This is a genomic window from Pseudoalteromonas luteoviolacea DSM 6061, assembly GCF_001625655.1.
Lineage (GTDB): Bacteria > Pseudomonadota > Gammaproteobacteria > Enterobacterales > Alteromonadaceae > Pseudoalteromonas > Pseudoalteromonas luteoviolacea.
In genome coordinates, this window is record NZ_AUYB01000142.1 from 1 (window position 1) to 5,048 (window position 5,048).

The 5,048-nt window shown below is 42.3% G+C and carries 1 protein-coding gene; it reads right to left on the reverse strand.

All coding sequences use genetic code 11. The features are described from left to right. The coding region (locus tag N475_RS22525; RefSeq protein WP_211270626.1) for a SpvB/TcaC N-terminal domain-containing protein at positions 1–4,961 on the reverse strand (4,961 nt) is incomplete at its 3' end. Positions 4,962–5,048: the final 87 nt, after the last annotated feature.

Sequence of the window (5,048 nt, forward strand, 5' to 3'; positions counted from 1 at the left end):
TTATTCCCTTTACTGTCAAATTGGGTATCAACAAAAATCCAATTCCCTTCATTGTTTTGCGTCGCCACGCGCACCGTTCGGTTAAATTGGTCAATATAGGTCTTGATAGTGGGTTTTCCGGCTGACAGTGTTGTTAACTGCATGACAGCAGTGTGAGGCGCCTCACTATCTGGCACCAATACAACCGAATAGACAGCAGGTTGGCCCGTTGTTTTTTCACTATATGGGCGCTGGTAATCATCATAATCAAATGATGTGGTTATATACCGACCCGCTCCAATTTGCTTTTTAACGCTTTTGGTCAAGCCAGTTGCACTGTCTATTTCTGACAGGGTTTCGAACCCTTTAGCGTTGGTATGCTTCTTAACAAAATAACCATCGCTGGTATAAACAAAAGCTTCTTTTCTGCTTTCATATTGACCATTTGCAACTTGGGCTGTCGTCGTGATTGAATCAGGCAATCCATAAGCATTTATTGTCGTTGTCACCGTACTACCAAGCCCAGAGCTTGGCGAAACCACATACTTTCTTGGTTTACGGCTCGCGTGAAAATCGCGCCAGTTGGTTGTGATTGATACCGTCTCATCTAGGTCTTTCTGTATTACTGCTTCCCCACGACCAATTGGATTAAAGTTGCTCCCCAAGTTACCGGCGCTAAACATCATGAGTTCGTTGCCAGACCCAGAATGACTATAGAGATTGAGCGCATCTTCACTGTGCCTGCTCTTTATTTTGTATTTGGTTGTTTTTGAACTGGTTAGTTTGTCAAGCCACCATGTGTCTGCATTTGTAACATAAGTGTTCTCTACTCGCTTTTCTCTTTTATTAAAGCTGTCTTCACTCGTTAGTAATACGTTTAACTCATTGCCATAGGCATCAACTTCCAAGACCTCTTTGATTCTTGTACTTAGCTTGTTTTGCAAGTTATTGATATCACGTGCAGTGGTGACGTGTTTTTTCAGATAATTATGGTGTACTTTACCTGATGACACATAGTGAGCTGGGTTGTCTAACCATTTAAACTCACTATGACTAATGGCTTTTGTTTCGCTATCAGCATTGCCCAGTAACGTTGCGGCATAATCAAAATCACTGTCTCTAAAGGTCGCTTGGGTGATTAACTTGCCATGTCGCGGAAACTGCTGAGAGTAGTCCGACTGGGTAATTAAGCCTTTGTCGATATTCTTTTCAATGATACTTCTAAAACCTAAAAAACCCCGTCCATCGGCACTAAAAACCGCGCCTTTGTATGCATACTCTGTCGCTGACGTACCACCCACCCCGTTACTTTGTTCAAAGCGCGACACGGTGTACATACTCGAACTAAAGTGGAATGCATTGTCGATATCACCAATATAACTATGGTCCGTTTCATAATGAGGTGTAGAGCCTATCCCCCCTTGCGAACTAGACAATGGCAGCAACTTCCAGCTTGCTTTACGGCCCAGTCCATCTTGTATAGATTCAACGATGGCATTGGGCTGGTAGGTACTTAGGCTACTAGCACTCGATACCGAACCACTGTTGCGGTTGTAGTAGACGTAATTAATGCCTTTACCTGTCATTTTTGAACCGGAAACAGGGTCTTTAAAATAGCATTTGGCTGGACCAAACGTGCAATGTTCGTCTTTGTATAAGAACATCAAATCGGTAAGCCCTTTACCAAAGCCATCTGCTGCAAAGGTTTCCCCCGCTCTACCAACAATATCGGTATTTTTCACCTCAATTGCATATTTCCCTGTCAATTTGTCATAGACAAAGTGATAGGCATCATATTTATAAATACTTGAATCAATTCCCGGTTGAAAGTTGACTCTACTCGTCGACCCGTTGCCATAGTATGAATACAGCTCTGCGCCACACTTTTCAACGAAAGTATTCGGTTTAGATTGAACGTTTACACAATACTCAGTATCTATCTTTCCGGGCATGATCAATTCGGCTTTACCGTCACCATCCACATCAAAAGGGATCAAGCCGTTAAGGAATTTGGGTATGAGATATATTGACCACTCAGCGCCATAGGTATGCCAATAATGCATGGGTCGAGTTGCAATACTCTTTCCAAGAGAGTATGGCATTTCAAATGTCCTGTCTCCCATATTTATCGCGACGTGGAGATTGCCATCAGCGCCAGTGGCATTTCGCCAACCTAGCCAATCCATCAAGCCGTCTCCATTAACATCAAATAACATACTAAACGCGCTGGTGTCTGCACTCAGCCCACCAAATTTAATATCAACCTCACTCTTTACTAGCGCACCACCAGACCATTCAAGATATAGCGCTTTCGTCAATTCAAAGGTAAATACTTGTCCTCCTGAAAAAGCTATTTCAACGGGTTCTGAAATCGCGATATCTGGCGTGCCATCGCTATCTAAATCACCAGGAAAGGTCACTGCATTTTTATGATCATGAGATCGTTCTACACTCCAACTGTGTATTAAGTGTTTGTTCGATTCACTAAAAGTAGAGTCACCTGTACGTTGAGCGTTGAGATATAAGTGAAGTTTTGCTGTCCCGCCATTAAAATCAGTCCCCCTATAAACAACAATGTCATCATAGCCATCACTATTGAAGTCTGAGATATTCGTAACAGTATCGTATTCACCCAAAGAGATATCTGTATTGTACCAGCGAGGGGAGGCGTTAAACTGACCAAACCCTAGTCGCAATTTATCACTTTCGTTTTTAACCCATAAGTCTGTCAAACCATCTCTGTTAAAATCACCAGATGTACATTCCGCATTCATCATACCTGTTCTCACAACACAGGTTGGCATGCTCAAATCATGCACTTTGCTATTTCCCTCAGGGTCTACAAAATGCTTAGGCCAGTCTCTTACACCATCTCCATTGCGGTCACCATTAGGTAACCAATCAGATGGGTACTTAGCGTCGGATGATGCAGCCAAAGAATTACCGTGCCTATCTGCAACTTTCCTAACATCATAATGTATTGGCTTATTGTGCCAATTAATTGTGGTGGCAGGTAAGCAGTAAGCATTCGATGCAAAACAAAGGGTCACGCTCGACAATAACTCAGTGTTATTTGCCTTGTTATTTTCATATGCCAATGCGTAGCTGTTAACTTGTGTCGTCGATACTTTGGTTTTTATCATCGCCAAGCGTTTAGTGGACTCTAGGCGGCCACCCGCAACATATCGTAGTGAGCTTTGGCGCTTGTTTTCGTAGATGAACTCAACCTGATTGCGACCTTTGGCAATGGCAGAGTCGCCAGTGTAGGAGATCACATCAATGAGCTTTTCACCTTCACCACCTAAAACATAATCGTAATGAATAAAATTGCGCCCACTTGCATCATGCTCGTACTCAATCATCCAAGCATATGCAGCTGTTTTATTTCCGTGTACAACTTTGCTCTGTGCACTTTTGCCAAAATAAGCTGTGCGACCATTTTTGTATCGCACAACAAAATATGACGCACTATCATTGGTGCTATTTACCTGTCTAACAGATACAAAACTATCTAGTTCTGTTCGGTAATACGTGTCGCTTTCACCATAGTTGCCGCTCGTCGCAACAAGACGCTGTCCGTTTAAGCAAAGCCTGTCATCAGTACCATAATCTGGAGCAGCTTTGTAGCCATCTTGTGCTATCGTTGCATCACATCGACTAATAGATTGCAAACCGGATACAGACCACCCACGCCCTGCAACGCCAACCCCAGACGAAGAAGAGTAATTTAAGGCAATATTGGGCTGCATTTTGGCTCGCCCAGGTGGTAGCTTAATTGGTATTTGATAAGCTGCAGCGCCGCCATTTACACTGGCTTTCGCCGAGATGGCACCAATATTATCTACAGTTGGAAGGTCAACAGACGGTAGTGGGTCGTTGGTAGGCATTGCTACCCAGTTGTCGTTTACGACGATCCCTGATTGTGAACCAATCTGATTGCATTGTTGGTTGTCGCAGGCGAGCACTCGTACTTTTTGAAAGCTCTTTAGTAAACTATGTTTCAGCGGTACGGCAGTTTGTTGAACATTGTGTACCTGTTGCCATTGTCCACTATGATTCAACCCCTGTACTTGGTATTGCACATTACCATCTACAGGTTTCCAAACGAGATATTCGTCATTGTTAATTGTTGTCTTGCAAACGTTAGAGGCGGGCGAATTGGCGTTTGCAGAACTCAAACCACTTACATTACTTGAGTGAATATTTCCGTAATACACTACATCACTGTAACTTGTACAAGAGCTCCCACTCTTGCAATACTGTACTTTAAATGCCCTTAGCTCATTTCCATAGGTCGTCAAACTATGTTGATTCCCATAGGTCCTTTCTACTAGATTCCAAGACAAAGATGTTGAGTCGTCGCAAACATCGGATTGTTCTGTTAGAACTGCGCTGTATACCAATGATTGTATGTGTTCGCCCGCGGCCGGCCACACTAAATTATTGGGAGTTTCCAAATTGAGAAATGCTGGTGCTTCTAACTTTAGATGCTGAAGACTAATTGGCTCGGCTGCTAGGAAAGTTCCTCCTAACTGTTTGGCGCTGATCCTATATCGATATGTGCCTGACTCTCTATTTAAACTTAAACGCGCGTAGTGCGTCCCATCTACATTTCCAACATATCGAGTATATATCTCAGTATATGGACCTCTATTTACCGACTCTTCGACTCGATATTCAAGTCCTTCAATATATCCACTGTTACATCCACTGTTGAAATTGTTTTGTAGACAGACAAAATTACCATTTTGAAGTGTGCTACTGAGGCTACTGACCTCTGGACCTTTAACCATATCAGAAAATGGTGTATTTCCTGGATCTATATAATTTGGTTGAGTCCACATCAACACAACTTGACCGTTTATATTTGATGAAGAAATAATATAATCTGGAGAGGTGTTACCAAAACCCTGCCCAATGGCAGTCCATGACAATAAGCAAAAGCTTACCAAAATAATCTTTTTCAGATCTATCCGTGACATAATATTTACTTAATAAAAACAACTAAACTGCAATTTTACATTTTAAAAACTTAAACTCAACGCTTAATGATTATTTTCATATAATTT